The sequence below is a fragment of the Ruegeria sp. CL7 genome (assembly GCF_056536445.1).
In genome coordinates, this window is sequence record NZ_JBQFPQ010000002.1 from 206,774 (window position 1) to 232,539 (window position 25,766).

The following is a 25,766-nucleotide window of genomic DNA, read 5'->3' on the forward strand; positions in this document are numbered from 1 at the left end:
CGCTCCTTTAGTCTTTCGGTGCCCTGTAAGCCTTATGACATGCCGAGCATGATCCGCCCAGATCACCCATCGCCGCCTTAAGGGCATCGACATCCTGGCCTGCCGCCGCCTGCATCGCAACGGCGGCTTCCGCCATGGCCTGACCTTTTGCGCTTACATCCGGAAAGTTCTCCCAGATGGCTGGCAAGGCCCGGGTGGACGGGTCGGACGCATTGTCGGATCCGGCAGGCCACATCGCAGATTGATCGATTTGCGTCAGAACAACCAGGTTATTTGCGGCCCGTGTTGCTGCCTCGGCATCATATTCAATCTCTCCCTTGGCCATGCCGCCCAACGTGCCAAGATTGAAGGCATAGAGCTGCATGATTGAGGTCCGAGCCTTCACCGCAGGATTTTCGCTTTCATGGGCGATGGCTGATCCAATAACGGCTACCGACAGCAAACCTGCCGCAACGGCCGGGATTTTCTTGATCATTGTGCGTCTCCCTGTTCAATGCGTCGAATACTAGCCTGAACATTTTTTCTTGTAATTGTTTGTTATTTGTTGTTGCTTGTTAATTTATGCACAACCAAAACTGGGATGATCTTCGATACGCGCTGGCCGTAAGGAAACACGGATCACTGAATGCGGCTGCCGGGGCGCTTGGTGTCACTCATGCAACGGTGCTGCGCAGAGTCGCCGCGCTTGAAGACCGTTTTGGATGCGTGATCTTTCAAAAACACCCGTCAGGGTACACTGCCCTACCCGAGGCCAGAGCTATTCTTTCGGCGATGGAAAGCGTTGAAGAGGCCGTACTTTCCGTAGAGCGGGCAATTGTGGGGGCAAACCGGTCCCCTGCGGGTCAGGTCCGCATTGCGTCTACGGACAGCCTTTGTCAGTTTGTATTGCCCCAAATTCTGACTGAGATATCGCGGCTTTATCCCGATTTGGAGCTGACTTTGTTAAGCGGCAACAGCCATCATGATCTGTCAAGGTTGACCGCGGACATCGCAGTGCGACCCTCGATCAAACTTGAAGAAGGGCTTGTCAGCGAACGTGCGGGAACATTGTCATTCGGCGTTTTTGACGACGGTTCCCCAAACCGAAAATGGATGAGGCTTGATGGAGCGTTGAGCCGCTCGCTTCCCGCCAAATGGCTGGCCGAACATGTCAGCGCCGATGAAATGACCAACGGGGCAGACAGCTTTTTGGTGCTTCAACAGATGGCAGCATCCGGGGTGGGCAAAACGATCCTGCCCTCGTTTATTGGGAACGCGGATCCTAGGCTTCATCGGTCGTCAGAAATTGATCCCAGAATAGATGTCCCGCTGTGGGTGGCGGCTCTGGACGAGATAGCGCGCACTCCGAGATTTGCCATCGTGCAAAGAGCTTTGGTTGAACGCCTTTCCATTGTTCTGCCGGGGTGACAAATCAAAAATCTCGCCCGTAGGTATGGCTCCTCCAAGGACGGCTTTGGGCCGATGCGCTGATCGTCTGGACGGAGTTTTGAGCGAGCTCCGTGTACTTCCTGCAAGGCCACGCGTGCTTTCTGTCTGCCGCCTGCGCGATTGCGCGACCGAGGGTTCTGACATGATCCGAGTTCCGAATCCGAACGCTGGTGAGTTCAGACCAAGGTCGGTGGCGCGGTCAGGGAATGTCGTTCATAGTTGATCACGAAATGAGACCCGAGATTTCTGATCTGTCAGTTCGCAATTGGTCATTGTCGCGCGTTTTTCTTGCGGCTTGCATTGTCGTGATGGGAACGGCCACCGCGATAGTTGGCGCATGGGTGTCAAATCGGATCGAGAATGCAGTTGTCCAAAATTCTGCCAATTCCGCAGCGCTGTATATGGAGAGCATCGTATCCCCTCTCAGCCAGGAACTTGCATACGGGGATCGTCTTTCCGATCAAGCAAGGCGGGCGCTGGACGAAATATTCATGACCCAGCCGATGCGGGACCGCATTGTGTCTTTCAAGTTTTGGAAACAAGGCGGCGTGATCGCGCACGCGTCGGATCCAACCATCATTGGACGCCGTTTCGACCCGACTGATGATCTGAGCCGAGCCTGGAGCGGAGCGATTTCGGGTTCTTTCGAAGATCTCGACCATGCCGAAAGCGCCGCAGAAGCAGCACTTGGGATCCCGCTACTTGAAGTGTACAGCCCGATCCGCGAACTCTGGTCAGGCGAAATTATTGCAGTTGCAGAGTTTTACGAGAAAGCCGAACAGCTGGAAGTTGATATGGCCAAAGCCCGCCGGACAAGCTGGCTGGTCGTCGGGTCAGCATTTGCAGCAAGCACAATCGTGCTGTTTTCCATCGTGGCAATCGGTGACAACACCATTCGACGTCAGGGGCGCCTGTTGGAGCGGCGTCTGAAAGAGAGTGAGCAGATGGCAGAGCAGAACGCCAGGCTGCGGTCGCGCGTGGTCGAAGCGTCGGAACGATATGCCACGCAAACAGACCGGTTTCTGAAGAAGCTTGGTTCCGAGCTTCACGACGGTCCCGCTCAATATCTGTCCCTCGCGGCCCTCAGGTTGGAGGCGGCGTTCTCGGACAGGCCTGAAAAGCCTGCTGAGGCCGAGGAGATTCAACAGTCTTTGCAGAAGTCTCTGGCCGAAATTCGCGCGTTGTCGCGGGGGTTGTCCGCTCCGGACATCGACAATCTGGCGCTGATTGATGTGGTGAAAAGAGCGATAGAAGATCACTCGGAACACAGCCCGTTACGGCCGGATGTTTCACTTCAGGGAAGCCAGACGATCGAGTTGTCCGTGTCCGACAAGCTGTGTGTTTTCCGGTTCCTTCAGGAAACGCTTTCCAACGCCGCCAGGTATGCTCCGAATTCTCGATGCACGGTCATTTGCGAGGCGCATAACGATCGGGTCGTCATTCATGTCAACGATGACGGGCCCGGATTTGACCCCTCGGACGGAAAAGTACTGCGTGACGATGGAGGCCAGGGGCTCTTGGGTTTGCGAGATCGGGTTGAGAGTATCGGCGGCAGGTTCGAAGTCAGGTCAAGCCCTGGCAAAGGTACCTCTGTCACAATGATACTATTTCCCAGAAAGATGAGTACGTCATGACAACATCTGTCGTAATAGCGGATGATCACCCGATTTTCAGGGACGGTTTGCACCGGACATTGGACGAAGCCGATGGGTTCGAAGTTCTCGCTGCCGGCTCGAGCGCGGATGAGGCAATTTCACTTGTCAGCATTCATCAACCTGACATCGCCATCCTCGATCTTTCGATGCCCGGGGGCGGCATAAATGCGACGCGAAAAATCGCGGCCATGGCAAACCCGCCATTTATCGCGATATTGACGGTCTCGGAAAACAACAGTGACGTTGCGGATGCTTTGGAAGCAGGGGCAATCGGCTACATCGTCAAAGGTGTGACGGCTAGCGAACTGACGGCCTCACTGCGCAGCATCGCCGCAGGTGAAGGATTCGTGTCACCCGGGTTGGCCTCGCGCGTGCTGCTTCAGATCAACAGAGAGGCAGAAGCTTCCAAAGACAGTGATGTTCTGGATGATCTCACACATCGCGAGGAAGAAATACTTCGACGTGTGGCGAAGGGGATGAGCAATCGGGAGATCGCAGATCAACTGGATCTTCAGGAAAAAACCGTAAAGCACTACATGACGGCAATCCTCTCCAAGCTCCACGCCCGAAACCGGGTCGAGGCCGCGCTGATCGCGCACGATGCTTGGGGCAAGACCGACTAAACCATGGGTCAAACGTGATTGCATGCTCAATGCTGGCCCTATCGCTTCGAAAAGCGTGTGCACCCGGGATCTGAGATTTCAGTTTCGTGCCGGCAAATCTAGTTGGTGGCAAGCTTTGTTGCACATGTTCGCATATGGGCAGGCCTCGCGCTGTATCACTTCAAAGGGCATGCCCAGAGTGATCTGTCGGTCAGGACCGTGACGCGACCCTAGCCGCGACCGGATGGCGTGGTTCGGCGAATCTTTTGGCCTAACTCTCAGGTCTGGGTCGGAATCCATCCAAATAGGGGTCGGATTTGAAACGTTTGGCCGCAAAATCGACAAAAGCGCGCACTTTTGCAGACACGGTGCGGCCCTCTTGATGCACAAGATGGATGAGGACCTCGGGTGGTTCATACGAATTCAGAACGGTCCTGAGCCGCCCGTCCGCAACGTAGGGTGCAACCTGATAGGATAAAAGCCGCCCGATGCCATGCCCTTGCAGCGCCAGCTCGATCACCGCGTCATTGGTGTTCATGCTGATGCGCGGGTTCACGCGCTTTGTCACGACCGTTTCGCTTTTTTGAAAATGCCATTGGGCCGAGGCGTGCAGGGCGGTTGAGTTTATGATCGCGTGATTGGCCAGGTCGTCGGGTGTGTCTGGTTCGCCGCGCGAATCAAGATATGCCGGAGCGGCAAACACGACCTGCCTCACCGCGCCACATCTCACCGCCATCAGGCTTGAATCTGCAAGGTTTCCAATCCTGATCCCGACGTCGAGGCCTTCATCCACCAGATTGACCACGCGGTCCACATAGAGAGTGCGCGCAGAGAGCTTTGGATGCAGTTCCAGAAATTCACCCAGAATCGGAGTGACGAACATGCGGCCGAACAACACCGATGCGGTCACGCTGAGTTCCCCGGTCGGTTCGGCATAGGATCCGACGGCGGCACGCTCTGCCTCCTCGAGATCCACCAGAATGCGTCTGGCATCTTTAAAGAACCTTCGCCCGCTGTCCGTCAGCTTGACTGATCGCGTGGTGCGCACAAAAAGACGAAGCCCCAGGCTGTCCTCCAGCATGGAGACCAGTCGGGTTACCGTTGGTGGCGACATATTGAGGTGGCGCGCTGCGGCCGCGAAGCCTTTCAACTCGGCCACCTTCACAAAAACGCTCAGAGCGTGAAATCTATCCAAACTACTATTCCATATTTTGGAATAATATATTGCCAATTAGTGATATTCTGCAACACCAAGGCTTGGACTAGCTTCACCTCAACCCCAGGGCTCTGCCCGGCTGAGATGGAGAATTCAATGTCACGTCCTTTTGCAGAAATCACTTTTACGCCTTCCGTACGTGCAACACAGGCCAAGAACAAATCGGCTGAAGGTTATGCAAAGTTTCTGGCCGGCGCTGTTCAGGAAGACCTCATCAGCCCGGTCGAGGCCAGCTTCATCGCACAAAGGGACGGCTTCTATCAGGCGACCGTCTCTGAAACCGGCTGGCCTTATGTTCAATTCCGCGGCGGACCGGCAGGCTTTCTGAAAGTGCTGGATGAACGGACGCTGGCCTACGCAGATTTTCGCGGCAACCGGCAATATCTGAGCGCAGGTAACCTGCTGAACAACGACCGCATTTCTCTGATCCTGATGGACTATCCCAACCGGAGACGCCTCAAGATCTGGGGCCGGGCGAAACTTGTTGATGGCGCGGATGATCCGGCCCTGACGCAACGTTTGAGTGACCCGAATTACAGGGGCCACCCGGAGCGGGCCATTGTGATCAAGCTTGAAGCGATGGACTGGAACTGCCCGCAGCACATCCCCCAACGCCTGACCCTGGATGAGTTTGAAGAGCATATGGCGCCGCTTCGCGATGAACTGGCGGAACTGAAAGCTCAAAACACAGAGCACAAAGAAAAGCCCGGCCAGAAACGCTGACCGATGCTGAACCCCGCGCGTTCAGACGCGCCCCCAAAACCCCAAGAAAGGAAATACCCATGTCGCGCAATCTGAAATCCATCCTGAGCGCCAGTCTTCTCGCGCTTACCATCGCGGTGCCGTTAACTCCGGCCCCTGCAACCGCAAGCGAGACCGGCATTGAAGCCACCCAAGCGGTCAATTTCCGCGCAGAAAAGATCGGCGAGGTCAATATCGCCTATCGTGAGGCCGGAGACCCGAGCAGGCCAACCGTTCTTTTGCTTCATGGGTTTCCGACCTCGTCACATATGTTCCGCAACCTTATCCCCGAACTGGCCAAGAACTATCACGTGATCGCGCCCGATTTCCCCGGATTTGGGGCCTCGGACATGCCGCAAGCCGAAAACTTCGAGTATTCCTTTGCGAATATCGCCGAAATCATGACGTCTCTGCTGGATCGGAAGGGTGTCGATCAATACGCGGTCTATCTGATGGACTATGGTGCCCCGGTTGGATTCCGGATGTTTGCCGAACAACCCGAACGGGTCACTGGCTTCGTCATTCAGAACGGCAATGCGTATGAGGAAGGGCTGCGCGAATTCTGGGACCCGATCAAAGCCTATTGGGCCGACCCATCGAAAGAGAATGGCGACCAGCTTCGTGGGTTTCTTACTCTGGATGCGACCAAGTGGCAGTTCACCCACGGTGTACAGAGGCCGGAACTGATCAGCCCGGATAACTATTGGCACGTCCAATACCTGCTTGATCGCGAAGGTAATCAGGAGGTGCAACTTGAACTTTTCCTGGACTACGGCACCAACGTTGCCGAGTACCCGAAATGGCAGGCGTTGTTTCGTGAGCATCAACCACCTGCGCTGCTGATGTGGGGTAAGAATGATCACATCTTTCCGGCCGAAGGCGCCCTGCCCTATCAACGCGACCTGAAGGATCTTGAGTTTCATCTGCTTGATACCGGACACTTCGCGCTGGAAGAATATGGGTCTGAAATTGCGGAACAGATGACTGCATTCCTGAACCGCATCACCGCCGCCGGCAACTGATGCGCAACTGGCCGCGCCTCGATCAAGGGCGCGGCCTCATGTTTGGAGACGATCAATGAATACGCAAACAAACACTGCCAGGGATGTCACGGTTGAAATCGTGCACGGGTTTGTCGACGGTGGCACCGGAGGAAATCCCGCAGGCGTCGTTCTGGACGCTGATGATCTGAGCGCGCAAGATATGCAAACCGTGGCGGCAAGAGTTGGATTGTCCGAGACGGCGTTTGTCTCGCGGTCCAAGACGGAAGGCTTCAAGCTGGATTTCTTCACACCGAACCGGCGCATCGCTCATTGCGGTCATGCAACAATCGCCGCCTTCTCTCACCTTGATGCGTTGGGTCGGATCCCCAAGCCCGATACTTCAAAGGAAACAGTTGATGGCCCCAGGCGCATACTCATGAAAGACGGCGCCGCCTATATGGAACAATTGGCCCCACGCTACTCGGGTGCTCAGGAATGGATCGAAAATGGCGTGAAACTCGACGATGTGCTGAGCTCTCTCGGGGTCGACAAAACTGACCTAGATCAGAGGTTTGCTCCGGTTCTGGTCAACACCGGCAACAGCTTCATCGTCGTTGGTCTTTCGGATGCGGCGGGCTTTGCCAAAATCAGACCAGATTTGGCCAAAATCAAGCAAATCAGCGAGAAACTGGATCTGATTGGCTATTACGTATTCACGAATGACCCTTCAATCAGCAGCCGGGACGCCACAACCCGTATGTTCGCACCCAGATACGCGATAGATGAAGAAGCCGCCACTGGGATGGCGGCCGGGCCACTTGCATGCGTGTTGCACGATTTCGGCGGCACGTCTCAGCGATCATTTGAAATCGAACAGGGGGTGTTTATGAACCCGGCAAGCCCGAGCCTGATAAAGGTCGATCTGGATATCGAGAATGGCGCAATCACGGGCCTCATGGCGGGTGGTTACGGAAAAGCCATGACCTCGGCCCGGATTGCTTTGTGACGCGAAAAGGCCAGGTGTGTCCGCAGCATCAGCTTCGGATGCGCCCAGGTCCTTGAGCGCGAATACATTTTCGTCCAAGGGTCCTGCGACGGCACCTTAATCAGCGCAGTGCGCGGCCTCGTCGCCCGCAGCCCAATTCGAATTCGGCATTGCGGACAATGTAGAAGCTTGCGATTCTCAATCCATGTTGTCCGGATCCATGTGGCGATCCGGTATGGGGCTGGCTTGAGGCTCCTTTTCGACGAGAGAGTACAACTCGATGGATTCGGCAAGCCCTCGAACTTCGTGAAACCCACAAGCTGAGAACAGTTCAGGCGAAGCAGCGGCAACGGCTGACGTCGCCAGAACTCTGTGGCCCAGGGATTTCGTCAACCCCTCAATACGGCTTGCGACGTTGACCGCTCTGCCCAGAACAGTGAAATCCAGCCTGCCGGGACTGCCGATGTTGCCATAGCTGACCTGCCCGACATTGATCCCGATGCCTATGTCCAACGGCGGCTTCTGAGCCTCATCGCGGCGATGGTTGAGTGCGGCCAAACCGGTCAAAACACTTTGAGCGGCCTGTGCTGCCCTTTTGCATTGGGCGTTCAAACCTTCCTGTGTCTCGACAGTGAATATCGACAGAATGCCGTCGCCCATGAACTTGAGAATGTCGCCGCCATTCTCTTCGACAGACTGCACGACCAGATCAAAATATCCACTCAACATGTCGAAAACGTCTTCTTCGGATGCCCTGTCTGAAAGAGCGGTGAAACCGCGCAGGTCAGAGAACATGACAACTGCGTCAAGGGTTGTGCGTTCCCCTCGCTTGATCCGCCCGTTCCACACAGCATCAGAGGGCCCATCGCCAAGATAGGTTCTCAGAAGACCTTTGGACGACTTGCGCATGGTGACAGGTTCAAGAGCAGAGGACAGAGCGGGCAATGCACCCTCAATCATTTTCAGATGCCGGGGCGAGAAGCCTTCTGGCGACCGGGTGACAAAAGTGCAGCCGTGCAGCGATCCGTCTCCGTAATAAAGCAGCGTAGCATAGTAATCGGTGCCACCCAACTCAGCGAATTCAAGATATGATAAGTGCTCGGTCTTGGGATCCAATTGCCGCAGACTTTTGTGAAGTGGCTTACGGTGTTCAAGAATGTATTCGAATGAACTGCCGACATACCCATCCGTCAGCATGGTCTCATGTGTCACGTCATAGCTTTCGGTGCCATCCGGTGTCCAGACGATCCCCCATGCGATGAGCAGCGGATTGGCGAAACGCTGACCGATATTGACCCGCCAGAGCGGCACACCCGCCTCGATCAGAGACGAACAGAAATATGACACAACTTTTTCCGGGTCATCCGAACGACGCCCCTCGGCAATCATCCAATTGGTCAGTTGGGCAATAGCATCCATAGTTTAAAACCAATCGCTTAGATAAGATCGTCAAGAATTTGGGTTTAGTGTTCGATCATAATATTCTAGCCTTTTTCTTACCCCGTCCAAGCCTGCTGTTCAGTCCACAGTTCTCGGCCGTAAGCGCCGGCCAAGCTACACACAGACCTTCCTGGATACGTTTCGCCAGCCTTGTCATCAATTTGAATGAATCTTGCCAAAAGGGCGGCGCCGCTCTCGAAACCCTTTGAACGCCTTGTCGCACGCTGGTAGCACGAGGCCGCTCTGGCTATTGATTTATTAGCGCGCGCAAAGAATATGTAAATCTATGATAAGTTCACGACGAACAATACCAGCAGGCAGACTGGCATGACCAAGATAAAGAACATGGAAGAGTTTGCAGCGCTCAGCGGCATCTCGCGCCCTACGGTTTCCAAATACTTTCACGATCCCGACAGCGTTCGCCCCACGACGCGGGCCCGAATCGAAGAGGCGCTGGAACGGTTCGACTATCGCCCCAACATTTACGCGGTGAACCAGAACCGAAAGCTTACCAAGAATATCGGAATCGTCGTGCCCTATCTGGCGGACCCGTTCTTTGTCGAGATTGCACGCTATCTGGAACAAAGTTGCATTGCGGCAGGTTATCGGCCGTCCCTGTTCAGCTCTCATGGCGAGCAGAAGCTGGAGAACGAAATTCTGGACGGCTTGCAATCGATGAAACCCGCCGGTGTTCTTTTGGCCCCTTTGGGCCGAATTTCGGACAGATCTGCGATCGAGAAATTCTGTGCCAATGTGCCGACCGTTCTGTTCGACAGCAATCTTGATGGTCTGGGAGCAGCCTTTGTCGGATCGGATAACTTTAGCTTTGTGTCGCAAACCGTCGAATACATGACCCGCACTGGTGAACCCCCGTCCTTCTTCGAAATGCGAACACCCGCGAACCCCAATGCCAACAAACGGCGCAAGGCGTATGTCGAAATCATGGAGCGCCTCGGACATGAGCCGCATATTCTCAAGGTTGATGGCAAAGGTTGGGCGTTTGAAGAAATTGGACACAGAGGCACGATGAAGATCTTGGAGGAACGTCAATTGAGGACGAACTCGATTCTGTGTAGCAATGACCGGCTTGCCATCGGCTTTCTTGCCGCTTGCTACGAACAGGGGATTCGGGTCGGTCGGAAAGAGGACTGCACGTTGCGTGTAGCTTCGAATGATGGGCACCCGTTCGCAAAATTTACATGTCCATCCCTGACAACGGCAGCGCATGACTATGATAATGTAGCGGCGCGCAGTGTCGAAACCCTGTTCCAACTCATTGAAAGTGGAGGGAAACTTCAGGCGCGATCGGAAACGCTATTCCCCGCAAGACTGGTTTTGAGGGATTCTGCGTAGCTTCATTTTTTTAACGCGCGTAAAGTTTTTATTGACGCCGCGACAAATTACGCACTACTTTCCGAGTACGGCATCCAAGCTCAGGGAGGACAAGGATGTATTTGAAGAATGCACTTCGTGCGGCGACGGCATTGACCTTTGTCGCATCGGCCGCGGCCCATGCAGAAACGATCACGATCGCAACCGTCAATAATGGCGACATGATCCGGATGCAGGGCTATACCGACAACTTCACCGAGGCGACTGGTATCGACGTGGAATGGGTGACGCTGGAGGAAAACGTCCTGCGTCAGCGTGTTACCACCGACATCACCACCAAGGGCGGTCAGTTCGATATCATGACCATCGGCATGTACGAAACGCCGATCTGGGGCGCAAATGGCTGGTTGGTTCCTTTGGGTGGGCTGTCTGAGGAATATGATGTCGGCGACCTGCTTCCTGCGATGGCGGGTGGCCTGAGCCATGACGGCACGCTGTATGCAGCACCGTTCTATGGCGAAAGCTCGATGATCATGTATCGCACCGACCTGATGGAAAAGGCCGGGATGGAGATGCCTGAGGCGCCAACATGGCAGTTCATCCGCGAGGCGGCGGCTGCGATGACGGACCGTGACAACGACATCAACGGCATCTGCCTGCGCGGCAAGGCGGGCTGGGGTGAAGGCGGTGCCTTTATCACTGTGACCGCGAATTCCTTTGGTGCACGATGGTTTGATGAAGATTGGACACCTCAGTTTGATCAGCCCGAATGGAAAGAGGCGCTGACCTTTTTTGTCGACATGATGAATGAATCCGGCCCTGCCGGTTACGCGACCAACGGCTTCAACGAAAACCTTTCGCTGTTCCAGCAGGGTAAGTGCGGAATGTGGATCGACGCCACTGTTGCGGCGTCCTTTGTGACAAATCCGGATGATTCAACTGTCGCGGACAAGGTCGGGTTTGCTCTGGCACCAAATTCGGAAGGCGTCGACAAGCGCGCCAACTGGCTGTGGGCCTGGGCACTGGCCATTCCGGCGGGAACCCAGAAAGAGGATGCAGCCAAGCAGTTCATCGAATGGGCGACCTCAAAGGATTACATCGAACTGGTGGCGGAAAACGAAGGTTGGGCCAATGTCCCTCCGGGCGCGCGCACCTCGCTTTATGAGAACGCGAACTACAAGGACATTCCGTTCGCCAAGATGACGCTCGAGTCGATCCTGTTGGCCGACCCGCAGAACTGCTGTGCCAAGCCAACACCCTATACTGGCATCCAGTTCGTTGCGATCCCGGAATTCGCGGGCATTGCCACACAGGTCAGTCAGGAATTCTCGGCGGTTTATGCCGGACAGCAGACTGTAGATGAAGCGCTTGAAAAGGCGCAGGCCTTTACGGCTGAAGAAATGGAAGCCGCAGGGTACTGAGGCATCCCTCCCAGTAGGGGACAGGTGATCTGTCCCCTGCTCTCTCCACTTCCACAACTCGCGTTTTTCTCGCAGGCTGAGTTACGCCTGAACAGAGAGGGTTTGCGTAATGGCTACTCAACACTCCCGATCCGTTGCTCGCCTGATGATGGCACCCGCAGTGGTCCTGCTGCTTGGCTGGATGCTCGTGCCATTGACGATGACGCTGTACTTTTCTTTCAAAAAATATCTGCCTCTGCGCGGGGGTGATCTGGGCTGGGTCGGGTTCGACAACTACGTCCGCTTTGTCTCGTCCAGTACATTCTGGCCCGCGGTGCAGGCAACACTGGTCATTGTTGGCGGTGTTCTGATCATAACCGTCATTCTCGGAATTCTGCTCGCCATGCTGCTGGATCAGCCGATGTGGGGGCAAGGCATTGTCCGTATCCTTGTCATCGCGCCGTTCTTCGTGATGCCCACCGTGTCTGCGCTGGTGTGGAAGAATATGTTCATGGACCCGGTCAATGGTTTGCTGGCCCATCTGTGGCGTTTTTTCGGGGCCGAGCCGATCTCGTGGTTGTCCGAGGCGTCGATGACCTCGATCATCATGATCGTTTCGTGGCAATGGCTGCCCTTTGCAACGCTGATCCTGTTGACCGCAATTCAGTCGCTGGACAGCGAGCAACTGGAAGCAGCCGAAATGGATGGCGCACCGGTTCTGAAGCGCTTCTACCACATCATTCTGCCGCATCTGAGCCGCGCGATCACCATCGTAATCCTAATCCAGACAATATTCCTGTTGTCGATCTTCGCCGAGATCTTCGTGACCACCGGCGGCGCATTCGGCACCCGTACACTCACCTACCTGATCTTCCAGCGTGTGCTGGAGAGCCAGAATGTTGGTCTCGGATCAGCCGGAGGTGTCTACGCAATCATCCTTGCCAATATCGTTGCGATCTTCCTGATGCGCATCGTCGGCAAGAACCTGGACGCGTGAGGAGGAAAACCCATGGCCCGCGCTGTCACATCCCGACGCAAATCGCTGAACACCGCCCTTGCCTGGGCCGTGGGACTGCTGATTTTCTTCCCGATCCTCTGGACGATCCTGACCAGCTTCAAAACCGAAGCGCAGGCCATTGCCAGCCCTCCGTTGTTCCTGAACTTTGACTGGACGCTGGAAAACTACGCCATCGTACAGGAACGCTCGGACTATATGCGGTTTCTGTGGAATTCGGTGATCATCGCCGGTGGGTCGACCATGCTGGGCGTGATCATCGCCGTGCCCGCCGCCTGGGCGATGGCGTTTGTTCCGTCCAAACGAACCAAGGACATCCTGTTGTGGATGCTGTCCACCAAGATGTTGCCGGCCGTAGGTGTGCTGTACCCGATCTACTTGCTGTTCATCCAACTGGGCCTTCTGGATACGCGCGGAGGGTTGGTCGTGGTGCTGATGCTGATCAACCTGCCGATCATCGTCTGGATGCTTTACACCTATTTCCGCGAAATTCCGGGTGAAATTCTGGAAGCCGCACGGATGGATGGGGCGACGCTGAAAGAGGAAATCCTCTATGTCCTAGCCCCCATGGCCATTCCCGGCATCGCTTCGACCGTCCTGCTGAACTTTATCCTTGCGTGGAACGAGGCATTCTGGACCCTCAATCTGACCGCTGTTGACGCGGCACCGCTCACGGCCTTCATCGCCAGCTATTCCAGCCCCGAGGGCCTGTTCTTTGCCAAGCTCAGCGCGGCCTCGACCATGGCAATTGCACCCATCCTGATCCTTGGCTGGTTCAGCCAGAAACAACTTGTCCGCGGCCTGACCTTCGGCGCTGTGAAATAAGGAGCATTCCTCATGGGACGCATACAACTCAAGTCCGTGACCAAAAGCTTCGGCGACGTTCAGGTCATCCCTCCGCTGGACCTGACCATCGAAGATGGCGAGTTCACCGTTTTCGTCGGCCCTTCGGGCTGTGGCAAATCCACGCTGCTGCGCCTGATCGCCGGGCTGGAAGACATCACCAGTGGCCACATAGAAATCGATGGAGCAGACGCAACAGACGTGCCACCCGCCAAGCGGGGGCTGGCAATGGTGTTCCAGTCCTATGCGCTTTACCCGCATATGACCGTTCGCAAGAACATCGCATTTCCGCTGCGCATGGCGAAACTGGATCAGGCTGAAATCGACAAGCGGGTTGAGGGCGCGGCCAGTGTCCTGAACCTGACCGATTACCTGGATCGCCGCCCGGGCCAGTTGTCCGGTGGTCAACGCCAGCGCGTCGCCATTGGTAGGGCTATCGTTCGTGAGCCAGCCGCGTTCCTGTTCGATGAACCCCTTTCAAACCTCGACGCAGCGTTGCGGGTGGGCATGCGGTTGGAGATCAGCGAGCTGCATGAACGCCTCGCGACAACGATGATCTACGTCACCCACGATCAGGTCGAAGCCATGACCATGGCGGACAAGATCGTTGTGCTCCAGGCTGGCGTGATCGAACAGGTTGGCAGCCCGCTGGAACTGTACCGAACGCCACGCAACCTGTTTGTTGCGGGGTTCATTGGCTCGCCCAAGATGAATTTTATCGAAGGGCCCGAAGCGGCAAAGCATGGCGCACAAACGATCGGCATTCGACCGGAACACATCGCGGTGTCGGACTCCGAAGGAGAATGGTCCGGGCGCGTCAGCGTCTCTGAACATCTTGGTTCGGACACATTTTTCCACGTCCACGACACCGGACTGGCCGAGACAATCACTGTTCGTGCCGATGGCGAGGTTGGTTTCCGCCATGGGGATCGCATTCATCTGACCCCACGCGCCGATGTGATCCACAGATTTGACGCAGACGGTCTGCGGATCGAATGAAACGTCTGACGGGCAAAACCGCCCTGATCACAGGGGCTGCGCGGGGCATTGGATTGGCATTTGCCAAGGCCTATGTGGCAGAGGGCGCGCGGGTCGCAGTTGCCGACATCGACATCCAGCGCGCACAGGACGCGGTCGCTGAAATTGGCGCGGCAGCTTTCGCTGTCGAAATGGACGTGACCGACCAGCAGAGCATCGATAGGGCCATAGCCAAAACCGCGACGCAATTCGGCCCAATCGACATTCTGATCAACAACGCGGCCATCTTCACCGCCGCACCAATCGTCGAGATCGAGCGCACCGACTACAATCGCGTTTTTGACATCAACGTCGCGGGCGCGCTGTTTACGATGCAGGCCGTCGCCAAACATATGATCGAGCACGGAACCAAAGGCCAAATTATCAATATGGCCTCGCAGGCCGGGCGAAGGGGTGAACCTTTGGTCGCTGTCTACTGCGCCAGCAAGGCGGCGATCATATCCCTGACCCAATCGGCGGGGCTGGACCTGATTTCTCATGGGATCAACGTAAATGCGATTGCCCCTGGTGTCGTCGATGGCGAACACTGGGATGGTGTGGACGCCTTTTTTGCAAAACACGAAGGCAAGCCCCTTGGCCAGAAGAAGCGTGAAGTGGCGTCAGCTGTTCCATATGGCCGCATGGGGCGCGCGGAAGACCTGACAGGCATGGCGGTTTTTCTGGCCTCTGATGAGGCCAGGTACATCGTCGCGCAGACTTACAACGTCGACGGCGGAAATTGGATGAGCTGATGGACCCTGTGGCGAACGCAAAAACCCCTGCACGGCTGCGGCAAGAGAGTCTGTCCAAGCTGCCAACCACCGTGAAGACCCCGATGTACGAACGTTCGGATCTGACGCCGGGCATCGTTCATATTGGATTGGGTAATTTCCATCGCGCGCATCAGGCCTGGTATGTTCACAAGCTCATGCAGCAGGGGCTGGCCCATGACTGGGCAATCGTCGGAGCGGGTGTGCGAAGCTATGACGCTGTCATGCGAGAACGATTGCTGGCGCAGGATTGCCTCACAACGCTGATCGAGTTAGGGCCAAACGGAATGTCCGCCGAGGTGGTTGGCCCGATGATCGACTACCTGCCGATCGAAGAAAACAACGCTGCCCTCATCCACGCGATGGCAGATCCGGCCACCCGGATCGTTTCGCTGACTGTTACCGAGGGGGGGTATTTTCTGGATGCCAACAGCGGCGCATTCGATTTCGATCACGCAGATATCCGTCATGACGCCGAAAACCCCAATCAGCCCCGTACGGCCTTCGGCGCGATGGTTGCGGCACTCAGACGACGGCGCGCCGAGGGGTTGACCCCGTTCACGGCGCTCAGCTGCGACAATCTTCAGGGCAACGGAACGATTTTGCGAAACTGTGTTGTGGGATTGGCGCGCATGTCCGACCCGGAACTGGCCGACTGGATCGACAGGCATGGCGCGTTTCCCAACTCGATGGTGGATTGCATCGTACCAGCGACCACCGACCAATTGGTATCGCAATGCCGCGCCCTTGGCGTCGATGACAGAGCGCCCGTCTCGCATGAGAACTTTCGCCAATGGGTCATCGAGGATGCCTTCTGCGCCGGGCGTCCGCCCCTCGAAAACGTCGGAGCAATACTGACCAACAACGTCCATGGTTACGAGACCATGAAGTTGCGCATTTTGAACGGAGGTCATCAACTGTTGGCAAATGTCGGAGAAATACTGAGTGTTTCGACGATTGCCGACTGCATGAAGGACCCGGACATCGTGGCGTTTTTTCGAAAAGTGCAGGTCGAAGAAATCCTTCCGCATGTCGAAGCGGTTCCCGAAACCACTGCAAATGAGTACCTTGAGTTGATCGAGAGCCGATTTGCAAACACGGCGATTCACGACACCACACGCAGGGTTGCATTCGACGGATCGGCAAGACATCCCGGATTTTTGCTACCGTCGCTCCGCGATGCATTTGCATCAGGGTCTTCTGCAAACGGGCTCGCTCTCGCCGAAGCGTTCTGGTGCCGGATGTGTGCGGGTATTCGTGAGGATGGCTCCGAGATCTCTCCCAATGATCCCCAGTGGGAAAGCCTGAACAGCACCGCAAAAGCGTCCAAAACTGATCCTGAGCTTTGGCTGGAACAGGGGTTCTACAGCGGTGACTTTGGGATCAGTACACAGTTTTCCAACGCCTTTGCCCGCTGGCTGACCCTGATATGGCAGCGTGGCAGCCGGGCCGCCATTGCTGAGTATGTCGCGAACGGTTAACGTAACAGATCATTCACGAGGCTCAGTTCGCTCGGTGCCTATGCGGTCCGGTATCTGGCCCTTGGAGCTTTGTCTGACGTTGGCGCAAATAGGGCCTGCAATCTGCCGAAAATGGCATGGATGTTACCCTCGGCGGTTCTGACCGGTTCACCGCCTTGGGCAAATCCCCACTACAGAGTCCATGGAATAAGCGAAAGCTTGCCACCGTATCAAAAGCTTCGAGAACGGGTCCAAAAAAATTAAAAAATATTTGGCAGAATGCCTAAACCCTAAACGGTCGCAGATGCCCGGTTCAGCCAAGGATCGCGGGCTTCTGTTGCACTTATGAGACGGTTCTGCCGTTGAAAGAAAGTGTCATTTGAAACATGGTGTCACCTGCTGCTTCAAAAGAGCCGGTGCATGGTAGTTTGTCATAAAAAGAACAATTTGAGCGTGCATCCGAGTGCAATCTAATCTTCCGAGGTACAGGGCTGAGCAATGGCTACTACGACTATGATACCAAGACCTTCCGCGTCTTCTCCGCTCAGTCCAATACAAGGTGATGTTGCGCTTAGTGACGGGAACCCTTCTACCCTGACCGTGATTAACTATGCATTTGGTACACAGATCGGTGACAAAATCGGGCAAGCATGGACAAATGAGTACAAAAACGAGTTCCGCGCGGCACTAGTAGCAATAGAAGCGGTGGCCAATATAACTTTTGTCGAAACCAGTGTTGGCAATGCTGATCTTATTGAAGTCATCGCGCCAAAGCCATTTTTCACGAATCCCAACACGCTCGGCTACCACTATGCGCCAGCAAACACCATTTATTCCGGTCCTTTTTATGGTGCTTACAACACCGCTTTTTGGAGTGCCGGATCAAATGGCAACGGCGATCCGGGCGGGTTTTTCTTTACAACCTTGCTTCATGAGTTGGGTCATGCGCTTGGGTTGGGTCACCCCCACGACACCGGTTTGGGAACAACCGTAATGGATGGCGTCACATCGCCATTTGACTCTTTCGGGTCCGCCAACCTGAATCAGGGTGTCTACACGGTGATGTCGTATAATGATGGCTGGACCCAACAGAACGGAATTCTCTCTGTCAACGCGACTTATGGTGGTTCAACTGGGCTTGGCGCTCTGGACATTGCTGCGTTGCAGGCGATGTATGGCGCCAATACCAGCCACAACTCTGCCAACAATACCTACACGCTTCCTTGGGCAAACGTTGCGGGTACCGGCTATCAGTCTATTTGGGATACTGGTGGAAACGATACCATCCAGCATGTCGGCAGTTCGAAGGCGCGGATCGACCTGCGGGCGGCAACACTGGATTATTCCGAGACCGGCGGCGGCGTAGTGTCTTACGCAGAGGGCATAAAGGGCGGCTTTACAATCGCTCATGGCGTTGTGATCGAAAACGCGATCGGTGGGACTGGTGACGATGTGATCGTCGGGAATACCGCTCAGAACGTTCTGAATGGCAATTATGGTCACGACAAAATCTATTCAGTGTCCGACGGAACCAACAACAACACCGTTTATGGCGGCTTGGGGAACGACACCATCTATCTGGCGAACGGTTCCGGCGCTGACCAGGTTTTCGGCGGCCAAGGCGACGATTGGGCCATTGTGACCAACAATGGCGGCTCGTTTTCCGGAGGAAGCGGTGCTGACACAGTCCGATTTGTCAGCGCCATCAGCAGCTATCTGTTCATCAAAAACGGCACGAAATACGAATTTATCGATGCCGTTTCACGTATCACCTTCACGGTGGAAGATGATGTCGAGGCCATTCAGTTCCTGAATGGATCACAGGCGTATACTCGTTCGAATATCGAAGCTGCCATGCAGCTTTCGGATATCGAGACGACCGGCACCACACTGAAACATGCAAGTCAGGGCATTTACGTTCTGGATGCAGGCAGCTCGAACGTGACGCTGGTATTTAATGGTCAGGCTGTTGGTCAAAACACGATCGCCGGCTGGCAGGCCATTCACGCCGAGGCTTCGGGCGGCGGTTACAAAGTGCTGTGGAAAAACGTGGATGGGACGTACGGGGAATGGACCGTAAATGCCAATGGTCAGTTCCTCAGCAGCAGCAGCATCAGCAACGTGGCTGATGTTGAGACCTTCTATGGCGCTGATTTGAACAATGACGGGCTGACGGGGCATGGTACGGTCACGGTTGAAACCAACGGCTCCACGACGCTCGTTTCGTCAAGCCTGGGTTCGTATTTGATTAACGGCACCATTGAACTGACCCTCAACGGTGCCAAAGCCGGCCCGGGCAGTATTCCCGGCTGGCAGGCCATTCAGGCCGAGGCTTCGGGCGGCGGTTACAAAGTGCTGTGGAAAAACGTGGATGGCACGTTTGGGGAATGGGTGACGGATGCCAGTGGTCGTTTTGTCAGCAGCCGCATCATAGACGACGTTAGGGATGTCGAGGTCTTCTATGGCGCAAATCTGAACAATGATGGGCAAATCGGCCATATCACGACCAGCATCGAATCCAACGGTTCCACGACGCTGGGATCGTCAACCAATGGCGCATATGTAATCGGCGGCAGCATCGACTTGACGCTCAACCAGGTTAATGCCGGTCCTGGCAGCTTCGCGGGCTGGCAGGCCATTCAGGCCGAGGCATCCGGTGGCGGCTATCGGGTGTTGTGGAAGAACTCGGAAGGGTCCTACGGTGAATGGACGACGAATGCGGCCGGTGAATTCCAGAGCAGCACAACAATCAGCAATGTTGCGGATGTAGAGGTCTTTTATGGCGTTGACCTGAACAATGACGGGCTGACGGGGCATGGAACAATCAGCATTGAATCCAGCGGCGCGACAACGCTGGGGGCGACAACCCAAGGTGAGTATCTGATTGGCGGCACCACCAAGTTGACATTCAACAACGCCACCGTCGGACCGAACAGCTTCTCCGGCTGGCAGGCCATTCACGCCGAGGCTTCAGGTGGCGGCTACCGGGTGCTGTGGAAGAATGCGGATGGGTCCTACGGTGAATGGGTCACGGATTCCAATGGTGTATATGTCAGTTCCAACACCGTCGCTGACGTGGTGGCGGTCGAATCCCTCTATGGCTTTGATATCGATGGCAGTGGAACTGTGGGGTACCAATTGCCCAAGCTCGCTCGGCTTTCGGAAGGTGATCAGAAAGAAGTATTGGGAGAGACCGATTGGGATGAAACGGTCGATTATCTGAAGTTCGCCCCTGATCTTGAGGCGCCCGAAGACGCAGAAGACGTCTACACGCTGGTGAGCTTGCATCAGGCTCAGGACACGGCGTTTTCCGTTTCCGAAGACGCATTGGCCGCCGTGCCGAGTGGCAATGTGGACGTCGAGGGTGACGAGATCAGCCCGGCACTGATGCCCCTTTTGGAAGAAGACAGCTTTTGGATATAGATGTGCATTGGCGCTGGAGGCGGCCCGTTCTGTCAAACTGACGGTGCAGTTTCTGGCGTAGTTCGCTGCTCAGGCTTGCGATTTCGATCAGTACCCCGGCCTTCCGGGCCCGCGTTGTCAGCTCTGTCGAACCTAACAGCTGGACGAAAGCAAAAACGCCAGCCCAAGCTGACGGGTCGCCAGGAATTGGGTTGGGCTTTTGCCAGAGCGGAGCCGCGGCAACACACCCTGCCGCCAGCAAGGCAGCACCGGAGTTTCCAGGCGGGTCTGGCAACGTCCAAAACCCATAGGGTGCCGCGCGAACTGCCGCCATCGATCACGGTGATATTCCAGGCAACGTTTCTTGGAGGAATAATCCGTTGGTCCTATTGGTCCTGATCGGCTGTGCGGTCGCGCTCCTGAAGGGCGCGAATGCGCATCCTCTGGCCGGCTTGAATATGTGCTCGCATTTCCATCTCGGCGGCAGCACTATCACGCGACTTGAGGGCTGCCATAATGCGCCTGTGTTCCGCGACTGCGGCATCCGCCCGTTCATTGTCCAAAAGTTGCGACGGTCCGAGTATCAGCAGCGCTTTTTGCAATGAAAGCATGGATTTCGCCAGAAACCGGTTTTTGGCCACATCCAACAGGGTGGCGTGAAATACCCTGTTGATCCGGGCGGCCTCTGGCCCCGTACCTGCCTGGGCAAGTTGGTCGTTCAGAACCTCAAGTTCGTCCAATTCGATATCTGACGCGGCTCGGGCCGCCAGACGGGCCGCAGTGCCTTCAAGCACGGCACGCATCTCATAAAGCTCCATTACCTCGGCATAACTCAGGCTTCGGACCGTTGCGCCCTGCCTTGGCACATGCGTGACAAGCCCATCCGTCTCGAGCTGTCGGATCGCTTCGCGCACAGGAGTTCGGCTGACGCCCAACCGATTGGACTGGTCAATCTCTCTCAAGCGATCGCCGGGCAAAAGCGCCCCTTCGCGAATCTCGTCCAGCAACCGTTGATACACGGAATTGCCTTGGGGGCCTGGCTGAATTGAGTCGTCCTGAAAGGTCATCATGTTCTTGCTTGCAGTTTGTATCCAAAAGAATACAGTTGAACACATTACGGGTCAATGGCAATGGAATTCAGGTTTTGCTCATCTTGAAGAACCACCCTTCCCCCCTTGTGAAAAGGTCGGTGACGTTTGGAATTGCAGTGCTTGGCACAGCGGTCTTTTGGGTGTTGGACCTGCCGCTGCCGTTCTTGTTCGGCCCCATGGCAGCTTGCCTGATCGCCGCGCTTGCCCAGGCGCCAATGCAAGGGTTTGGGCAGATTTCCGTTGCCGCCAGAACGATTCTGGGCGTAGCAGTCGGTGCCTCGATCACGCCGGCACTTTTTGTCGAACTGCCCAAGATGGCCACATCGATCATGCTGGTTCCCGTCTTCATAATCCTGATTGCTTTTGTTGGTGTGCCGTTTTTTCGAAAAATCTGGGGATTTGACGAAAAAACCGCATTTTACGCAGCGATGCCGGGCGGTTTGCAGGACATGATCATTTTCGGCGCCGAGGCCGGAGCCGACCCAAGAACCCTTTCCCTGATCCACGGTACGCGCGTGCTGATCATCGTCACTTTGGCGCCGTTGTTCCTGACGCTTTTCTACGATGCGGAACTCACCAATCCTATAGGACAGCCGGCGCATGAGCTTCCTGTTCATGAACTGCTGCTGATGGTTCTGGCGGCTTTCATCGGCTGGAAAGGCGGAGAGAGAGTAGGGCTTTTCGGCGCATCCATCCTTGGGCCGATGATCCTAACGGCGGCTTTGTCGTTGGGGGATTTCATTCATTCTCGCCCGCCGCGCGAAGCCGTGCTGGTCGCGCAGTTTTTCATCGGTTGCGCGATTGGAGAAAAATTTGTTGGCGTAACCTGGGGGGAGCTGCGCCGGGTTGTCGCTGCGGGCGTTGCATATGTTTTCGTACTTGCAGTTCTGGCAGCAGGTTTCACTGCCATTGTCACGTCTCTTGGTTTGGGGCGGCCCGTCGAAGCCTTTCTGGCTTTCGCACCGGGGGGGCAGGCCGAAATGACGGTTCTGGCCATCGTCTCGGGCGCTGATCTGGGCTTTGTAATCAGCCATCACCTAACGCGGATCGTGCTGGTCATCATCGGCGCGCCCGTCGCCGCTAACCTGATCTTGCGCTGCTCCAGACCTCGGAATTAGCCAGGTGTTTTGGGCCGCGACCGCATAGTTTCCGCGCGCCGGAAGCACCGCGTTCAAAGGTTGAAACACTCTTTGTGGCATTGGCCAAAAAGTGCTTCTTCCATCCCGCTGTCTGCGGTTTCTTGCTCAAAAAAACATGTGCAAACTTGGCAATGCTGAACTAACTTTCTAAATGCGGCGATGCCGGTCCGAATGATGTGGAATGTAAACTGTGAAACCTCAACACCGCCTATCAGCGGCCCCTCGCCATGAATTGCGCAACGTGCGCAATCAGGGCATTGCCTTTCTGGCCTTGGCGTTTTTGTTCAGCATCTTCGTCAACCTGCTCATGCTGACAGGTCCGCTTTTCATGCTGCAAGTATATGATCGGGTTCTTGGTTCTCGGGCAATTGAAACTCTGACCGCACTGTTTTTGCTTGTCGCTTTGCTTTATGCGCTGATGGCCATGCTGGATTATGCGCGCGGTCGCATCGTTGCCCGCTTTGGTGCACGGTTTCAGTCGCAGCTGGATGAGCGCGTTTTCGAAGCCACGATGCGCCGGTCTCTGGTGCCCCAGGTGCGATCGGCTCCGGCGACTGCATTGCGGGATCTCGAGACCATTCGCACCTTGTGCTCTTCGCCCGTGCTGCTTGCAATAATGGATATCCCGTGGACGCCTGTCTTCCTGGGGGCGATTTTCATTTTTCATCCTCTGCTTGGCTGGTTGGCCGTTGCAAGTGGCGTGCTGCTTGTGCTGATCGCATTGCTCAACCAGGCCCTGACCAGTCGCAAGGTGGCCGAAGCACAATCCGCGGCGGCGCGGGCGAATGCCTTTTCCGAACACGCAAGGCAAGCAGCAGAGGTTGTGCGCTCTCAGGGAATGCAGGCGGACGTGACCCGGCGGTGGTTGAACCAGCGTTCCGAAGCTTTGCGTCAAAGCATTTCCGCTAGTGACTGGACTGGTAGCTTCACGTCGCTGACGAAATCGCTTCGGCTTTTTCTGCAATCTGCCATGCTGGCTTTGGGCGCGTGGTTGGTATTGCAAAACGAAATGACGCCCGGGGCGATGATTGCGGGCTCGATTCTCTTGGGACGGGCTTTGGCCCCGGTGGAACAGGCTGTCGGCCAATGGAGTTTGGTCGAACGGGCCCGCACGGCCTGGAATTCGCTGAACCGGTTTCTGGACCAGACACCGCCAGAGGAACAGCGGATTCGTTTGCCGATCCCAAAATCCCAGTTGGAAGCCAAATCCCTGACGGTAATCCCTCCGGGTGCTTCTGCGCCAACTTTGCGAAATGTGAACCTGAAACTGGAGCCGGGAAAGGCGCTTGGTGTGATCGGCAAAAGTGGGTCGGGCAAAACGACCCTGGCCAAGGCTCTGCTTGGGCTTTGGAGACCGGCAGCTGGCGAGATCCGGTTGGGCGGCGCCACGTTGGACCAATACGATCCCAACGATCTGGGCAGCCACATAGGATACTTGCCGCAGCAGGTGACCCTGTTCAACGGAACCGTTGCTGAGAATATTGCACGGATGTCGGAAAACCCGGATTCAGAAGCGGTGGTGGCGGCGGCCAAGAAGGCCAAGGCACACGAACTGATTCTGTCATTGGAAAAGGGTTACGGCACCTTTCTTGAAGGCAATGACAGTCAGTTGTCGGGCGGCCAGAAACAGCGTATTGCGTTGGCCCGAGCGCTGTATGGCGACCCGGTCCTTCTCATTTTGGACGAGCCGAACTCGGCCCTCGACGCAGATGGCACCGAAGCTTTGAATGCTGCCGTGCGCGGCCTCAAGGAAGCGGGAAAGGCTGCCATCATCATGACGCACCGCCCGCAGGCTATTTCGGAATGTGACGATCTTGCTGTTGTGGAAAAAGGCCAGGTGGTGAGGTTTGGCAGTCGCGATGAGGTTCTGAACGCAATGGTCCAGAATGCGGGCGCGATTAAGCGCAAGCTTAGCCCCGTAGGTGAATAATGGCGAAAAAATCAACCAAGACACCCGTCCCCGTCTGGGGCATCAAAATACCTGCGTTGGTGGGATTTCTTGCCCTTGGCATTCTGGTCGGCGGGTTGGGCCTTTGGGCCGTGAAAACGCGGCTGGCCGGGGCGATTGTATCTTCGGGTGTCATCGAAGTTCAAAGCAACCGTCAGGTCGTTGAACATCCTGACGGCGGCGTGGTTGGCGAGATTTTCGTGCGCGACGGTGATACGGTTGCCTCGGGCGATTTGCTTTTGCGGTTGGATGACACATTTCTGTCTTCGGAACAGACGATTGTAGAATCTCAACTCTTTGATCTTTTGGCCCGCCGGGCCCGGCTGGAGGCCGAGCGGGATGGCCTGACATCCGAAGAATTGGCGGCGCGCCTGGCTGAGGTTCAAAAAGAACACGATATCGATCCGGACCTGATTGCAGGGCAACAGAACCTGTTCGATGCCCGGTTGGAAACGCTGTCCAAGCAGGACGAACAACTGCGCAAACAGTTGGTTCAGATAGAAAGCGAGATCGCAGGCACGCAGGCTCAGTTGGTCTCGTTGCGCCGCCAGACAGAGTTGATCGAGGCGGAGTTGAAGGATCAGCAAAGCCTGTTGAGCAGGGGTCTGACACAAAACAGCCGCGTGCTGGCGCTGCAACGCGAAGAAGCCAGTCTGACAGGCGAAATCGGCAAACTGGAAGCCTCCGTTGCGCGCCTTAAAGGACAGATTGCATCAACCGAGATCAAGATTGTCGAACTGACCGCGACCCGGCGGGAAGAAGCGATCACCACTTTGCGGGACGTTCAGGCGCAGGTGGCAGAGCTGTGGGAACGACGTTTGTCCCTGGCGGAACGTCTGGCCAGGCTTGAAATTCGCGCACCTGTCAGCGGAACGGTTTACGGCAGTCAGGTCTTTGCCCTGCAATCGGTCATTCAGCCGGGTGAACCCATGATGTATGTGGTTCCGCAGGACACGCCGCTGTTGGTCGCAGCGCGGGTGGATGCGATCCATGTGGATCAGTTGCATGTCGGGCAATCCGTTGCCCTGCGCTTTCCTGCGTTCAATCAACGCGAAACGCCCGAACTTGAAGGACAGGTCAACAACGTCTCGGCGGACACGTTCACGGATGAACAGTCCGGTTTCACCTTTTACCGCGCCGAAGTGGTGCTGAATGACGGTGAGATAGACCGGCTCAATGGCCAGGAACTTTTGCCGGGTATGCCGGTTGAGACATTGATCAAGACCGACGAACGCACGCCGTTGTCCTATCTTGTGAAACCGATGGCAGACTACTTCAACCGCGCGTTTCGCGAATGAT

The 25,766-nt window shown here is 55.9% G+C and carries 21 protein-coding genes; 17 read left to right on the top strand and 4 right to left on the bottom strand.

Annotation, left to right across the window (positions count from 1 at the left end; genetic code table 11):
- Nucleotides 1-7 precede the first annotated feature (7 nt).
- On the bottom strand, nucleotides 8-475 hold the full coding sequence (locus ACR0LI_RS09530) for a c-type cytochrome (protein WP_171636035.1): 468 nt from the start codon (nucleotides 473-475) through the stop codon (nucleotides 8-10).
- An 86-nt stretch (nucleotides 476-561) separates the two neighbouring features.
- Here ACR0LI_RS09530 and ACR0LI_RS09535 point away from each other — a divergent pair, with 86 nt between their 5' ends.
- The 3 genes from ACR0LI_RS09535 to ACR0LI_RS09545 all read left to right on the top strand — a co-directional run bounded on the left by ACR0LI_RS09535 (nucleotide 562) and on the right by ACR0LI_RS09545 (nucleotide 3,706).
- Nucleotides 562-1,407, top strand: a complete 846-nt coding sequence (locus tag ACR0LI_RS09535; RefSeq protein ID WP_171723745.1) for a LysR family transcriptional regulator — start codon at nucleotides 562-564, stop codon at nucleotides 1,405-1,407.
- A 512-nt stretch (nucleotides 1,408-1,919) separates the two neighbouring features.
- Nucleotides 1,920-3,062, top strand: coding sequence for a sensor histidine kinase (locus ACR0LI_RS09540; protein ID WP_480718410.1), 1,143 nt, complete (start codon nucleotides 1,920-1,922; stop codon nucleotides 3,060-3,062).
- On the top strand, nucleotides 3,059-3,706 hold the full coding sequence (locus ACR0LI_RS09545) for a response regulator (protein WP_171636032.1): 648 nt from the start codon (nucleotides 3,059-3,061) through the stop codon (nucleotides 3,704-3,706). The genes ACR0LI_RS09540 and ACR0LI_RS09545 overlap by 4 nt, the downstream gene beginning before the upstream one ends.
- A gap of 250 nt (nucleotides 3,707-3,956) precedes the next feature.
- On the opposite strand, the gene ACR0LI_RS09550 is transcribed toward ACR0LI_RS09545, so the two are convergent.
- Nucleotides 3,957-4,880, bottom strand: coding sequence for a LysR family transcriptional regulator (locus ACR0LI_RS09550; protein ID WP_480718411.1), 924 nt, complete (start codon nucleotides 4,878-4,880; stop codon nucleotides 3,957-3,959).
- Between the two features lie 117 nt (nucleotides 4,881-4,997).
- Here ACR0LI_RS09550 and ACR0LI_RS09555 point away from each other — a divergent pair, with 117 nt between their 5' ends.
- The 3 genes from ACR0LI_RS09555 to ACR0LI_RS09565 are packed head-to-tail and all read left to right on the top strand — an operon-like array spanning nucleotide 4,998 to nucleotide 7,631.
- Nucleotides 4,998-5,624: a pyridoxamine 5'-phosphate oxidase family protein gene (locus ACR0LI_RS09555; RefSeq protein WP_480718412.1), complete on the top strand. Its 627-nt coding sequence runs from the start codon at nucleotides 4,998-5,000 to the stop codon at nucleotides 5,622-5,624.
- A 59-nt stretch (nucleotides 5,625-5,683) separates the two neighbouring features.
- Nucleotides 5,684-6,664 carry an alpha/beta fold hydrolase gene (locus tag ACR0LI_RS09560; RefSeq protein WP_480718413.1) on the top strand — a complete coding sequence of 327 codons (981 nt, stop codon included), beginning with the start codon at nucleotides 5,684-5,686 and terminating at the stop codon, nucleotides 6,662-6,664.
- 55 nt (nucleotides 6,665-6,719) lie between these two features.
- Complete coding sequence (locus ACR0LI_RS09565) at nucleotides 6,720-7,631, top strand: PhzF family phenazine biosynthesis protein (protein ID WP_210092886.1); 912 nt, start codon at nucleotides 6,720-6,722, stop codon at nucleotides 7,629-7,631.
- A 177-nt stretch (nucleotides 7,632-7,808) separates the two neighbouring features.
- Here ACR0LI_RS09565 and ACR0LI_RS09570 read toward each other — a convergent pair whose 3' ends face one another.
- On the bottom strand, nucleotides 7,809-9,029 hold the full coding sequence (locus ACR0LI_RS09570) for an adenylate/guanylate cyclase domain-containing protein (RefSeq protein WP_480718414.1): 1,221 nt from the start codon (nucleotides 9,027-9,029) through the stop codon (nucleotides 7,809-7,811).
- 348 nt (nucleotides 9,030-9,377) lie between these two features.
- Here ACR0LI_RS09570 and ACR0LI_RS09575 point away from each other — a divergent pair, with 348 nt between their 5' ends.
- The 8 genes from ACR0LI_RS09575 (at nucleotide 9,378) to ACR0LI_RS09610 (ending at nucleotide 20,310) form a co-directional block, all read left to right on the top strand.
- Nucleotides 9,378-10,403 (top strand): LacI family DNA-binding transcriptional regulator, encoded by a 1,026-nt coding sequence (locus ACR0LI_RS09575; RefSeq protein ID WP_480718415.1) that lies wholly within the window; start codon nucleotides 9,378-9,380, stop codon nucleotides 10,401-10,403.
- Between the two features lie 95 nt (nucleotides 10,404-10,498).
- Complete coding sequence (locus ACR0LI_RS09580; RefSeq protein ID WP_480718416.1) at nucleotides 10,499-11,803, top strand: ABC transporter substrate-binding protein; 1,305 nt, start codon at nucleotides 10,499-10,501, stop codon at nucleotides 11,801-11,803.
- A 109-nt stretch (nucleotides 11,804-11,912) separates the two neighbouring features.
- Entirely contained in the window at nucleotides 11,913-12,779 is an 867-nt protein-coding gene (locus tag ACR0LI_RS09585; RefSeq protein ID WP_171636017.1) for a carbohydrate ABC transporter permease, read from the top strand.
- A gap of 12 nt (nucleotides 12,780-12,791) precedes the next feature.
- Nucleotides 12,792-13,622, top strand: coding sequence for a carbohydrate ABC transporter permease (locus ACR0LI_RS09590; protein WP_480718417.1), 831 nt, complete (start codon nucleotides 12,792-12,794; stop codon nucleotides 13,620-13,622).
- 12 nt (nucleotides 13,623-13,634) lie between these two features.
- Complete coding sequence (locus ACR0LI_RS09595; protein WP_152460302.1) at nucleotides 13,635-14,639, top strand: ABC transporter ATP-binding protein; 1,005 nt, start codon at nucleotides 13,635-13,637, stop codon at nucleotides 14,637-14,639.
- Complete coding sequence (locus ACR0LI_RS09600; RefSeq protein ID WP_480491259.1) at nucleotides 14,636-15,409, top strand: L-iditol 2-dehydrogenase; 774 nt, start codon at nucleotides 14,636-14,638, stop codon at nucleotides 15,407-15,409. Before ACR0LI_RS09595 ends, ACR0LI_RS09600 begins: the two co-directional genes overlap by 4 nt.
- Nucleotides 15,409-16,908: a mannitol dehydrogenase family protein gene (locus tag ACR0LI_RS09605; RefSeq protein ID WP_480718418.1), complete on the top strand. Its 1,500-nt coding sequence runs from the start codon at nucleotides 15,409-15,411 to the stop codon at nucleotides 16,906-16,908. The genes ACR0LI_RS09600 and ACR0LI_RS09605 overlap by 1 nt, the downstream gene beginning before the upstream one ends.
- A 684-nt stretch (nucleotides 16,909-17,592) precedes the next feature.
- On the top strand, nucleotides 17,593-20,310 hold the full coding sequence (locus ACR0LI_RS09610) for a M10 family metallopeptidase C-terminal domain-containing protein (protein WP_480718419.1): 2,718 nt from the start codon (nucleotides 17,593-17,595) through the stop codon (nucleotides 20,308-20,310).
- 365 nt (nucleotides 20,311-20,675) lie between these two features.
- Here the strand turns inward: ACR0LI_RS09610 and ACR0LI_RS09615 are convergent, their stop codons facing one another.
- Nucleotides 20,676-21,308 (bottom strand): GntR family transcriptional regulator, encoded by a 633-nt coding sequence (locus ACR0LI_RS09615; protein ID WP_348539517.1) that lies wholly within the window; start codon nucleotides 21,306-21,308, stop codon nucleotides 20,676-20,678.
- A gap of 170 nt (nucleotides 21,309-21,478) precedes the next feature.
- On the opposite strand from ACR0LI_RS09615, the gene ACR0LI_RS09620 reads away from it, so the two are divergent.
- The 3 genes from ACR0LI_RS09620 (at nucleotide 21,479) to ACR0LI_RS09630 (ending at nucleotide 25,765) form a co-directional block, all read left to right on the top strand.
- Nucleotides 21,479-22,498, top strand: a complete 1,020-nt coding sequence (locus ACR0LI_RS09620; RefSeq protein WP_480718420.1) for an AbrB family transcriptional regulator — start codon at nucleotides 21,479-21,481, stop codon at nucleotides 22,496-22,498.
- A gap of 211 nt (nucleotides 22,499-22,709) precedes the next feature.
- Nucleotides 22,710-24,449, top strand: a complete 1,740-nt coding sequence (locus ACR0LI_RS09625; protein WP_480718421.1) for a type I secretion system permease/ATPase — start codon at nucleotides 22,710-22,712, stop codon at nucleotides 24,447-24,449.
- Nucleotides 24,449-25,765, top strand: coding sequence for an HlyD family type I secretion periplasmic adaptor subunit (locus tag ACR0LI_RS09630; RefSeq protein WP_480620116.1), 1,317 nt, complete (start codon nucleotides 24,449-24,451; stop codon nucleotides 25,763-25,765). The genes ACR0LI_RS09625 and ACR0LI_RS09630 overlap by 1 nt, the downstream gene beginning before the upstream one ends.
- Nucleotide 25,766 lies beyond the last annotated feature (1 nt).

Excerpts from the sequence above, each read along its gene's own strand:
- ACR0LI_RS09595 (WP_152460302.1), top strand. The coding sequence starts at position 13,635 with ATGGGACGCATACAACTCAAGTCCGTGACCAAAAGCTTCGGCGACGTT.
- ACR0LI_RS09580 (WP_480718416.1), top strand. The coding sequence starts at position 10,499 with ATGTATTTGAAGAATGCACTTCGTGCGGCGACGGCATTGACCTTTGTC.
- ACR0LI_RS09540 (WP_480718410.1), top strand. The coding sequence starts at position 1,920 with ATGACCCAGCCGATGCGGGACCGCATTGTGTCTTTCAAGTTTTGGAAA.
- ACR0LI_RS09630 (WP_480620116.1), top strand. The coding sequence starts at position 24,449 with ATGGCGAAAAAATCAACCAAGACACCCGTCCCCGTCTGGGGCATCAAA.
- ACR0LI_RS09585 (WP_171636017.1), top strand. The coding sequence starts at position 11,913 with ATGGCTACTCAACACTCCCGATCCGTTGCTCGCCTGATGATGGCACCC.
- ACR0LI_RS09535 (WP_171723745.1), top strand. The coding sequence starts at position 562 with ATGCACAACCAAAACTGGGATGATCTTCGATACGCGCTGGCCGTAAGG.
- ACR0LI_RS09570 (WP_480718414.1), bottom strand. The coding sequence starts at position 9,029 with ATGGATGCTATTGCCCAACTGACCAATTGGATGATTGCCGAGGGGCGT.
- ACR0LI_RS09560 (WP_480718413.1), top strand. The coding sequence starts at position 5,684 with ATGTCGCGCAATCTGAAATCCATCCTGAGCGCCAGTCTTCTCGCGCTT.
- ACR0LI_RS09605 (WP_480718418.1), top strand. The coding sequence starts at position 15,409 with ATGGACCCTGTGGCGAACGCAAAAACCCCTGCACGGCTGCGGCAAGAG.
- ACR0LI_RS09590 (WP_480718417.1), top strand. The coding sequence starts at position 12,792 with ATGGCCCGCGCTGTCACATCCCGACGCAAATCGCTGAACACCGCCCTT.
- ACR0LI_RS09530 (WP_171636035.1), bottom strand. The coding sequence starts at position 475 with ATGATCAAGAAAATCCCGGCCGTTGCGGCAGGTTTGCTGTCGGTAGCC.
- ACR0LI_RS09600 (WP_480491259.1), top strand. The coding sequence starts at position 14,636 with ATGAAACGTCTGACGGGCAAAACCGCCCTGATCACAGGGGCTGCGCGG.
- ACR0LI_RS09565 (WP_210092886.1), top strand. The coding sequence starts at position 6,720 with ATGAATACGCAAACAAACACTGCCAGGGATGTCACGGTTGAAATCGTG.
- ACR0LI_RS09575 (WP_480718415.1), top strand. The coding sequence starts at position 9,378 with ATGACCAAGATAAAGAACATGGAAGAGTTTGCAGCGCTCAGCGGCATC.
- ACR0LI_RS09545 (WP_171636032.1), top strand. The coding sequence starts at position 3,059 with ATGACAACATCTGTCGTAATAGCGGATGATCACCCGATTTTCAGGGAC.
- ACR0LI_RS09555 (WP_480718412.1), top strand. The coding sequence starts at position 4,998 with ATGTCACGTCCTTTTGCAGAAATCACTTTTACGCCTTCCGTACGTGCA.